We start from the raw sequence: 646 nt of genomic DNA, 5'->3' as shown, positions 1-646 counted from the left end.
CGGAAGTGATGCTGGTTGTGCAGCGTGGTCACATAACGCTCTACCCGCGTTTTTGGCACGTTCACATGGGCGGTCATGTGGAACCATTCATAGACCAGAAAGGTCAGCACCCCGCCCACTGGCACGATGGCCACGGCGATCCAGCCTGCCTGCGGCACACCAAACAGGGCAAGAGCACCCCACAGCAGCCCTCCGTTCACCAGTAGCATCGGCAAAGCGACCCAGATCGGCACGAAAAACAGTTTGGTGTTGGTCGGGAAATCATGATGACCGTAGTGCGCCATATACAGCAGGTTGAATGCCCATTGCGCCCGCGGGGGCGACAGGTGGAACACATAGCGGTGCAGGTTGTATTCATTCAGCATTTGCGCGGCGACCCCCAAGGGGATCAGCGCCCAGACCCATAGCGGCGCGAACAGCGCCAATCCCACCAGCCCGGCCCCACAGGCGACCGCCATCACCACGACGGCCGCATGCGAGAACATGATACGCAAGCGCATCATCAGCGGTGCCCCTTACTCGGGCGACAGGGTTTCATAGCGCAACCCTTTGGCGGTGTCCTTGTCGAACCCCTTCCAATAGCTGTGATCCTCCTTCGGGGTGCCATCCTCGTTCATCGACCAGACCCCGTCGTTGGAGTTTTCGA

Annotated in this window: 1 protein-coding gene; it reads right to left on the bottom strand. The window is 59.9% G+C overall.

Features of this window, described 5'->3' with window-relative positions:
* Window positions 1–503: sterol desaturase family protein (locus tag B3849_RS00300; protein ID WP_286779682.1), on the bottom strand; the 503-nt coding region annotated here is incomplete at its 3' end.
* Window positions 504–646 lie beyond the last annotated feature (143 nt).

The sequence above is a fragment of the Sulfitobacter sp. UBA4523 genome (assembly GCF_002388305.1).
Classification (GTDB): domain Bacteria; phylum Pseudomonadota; class Alphaproteobacteria; order Rhodobacterales; family Rhodobacteraceae; genus Sulfitobacter; species Sulfitobacter pontiacus.
This window is presented reverse-complemented; position numbering and strand designations above follow the sequence as displayed.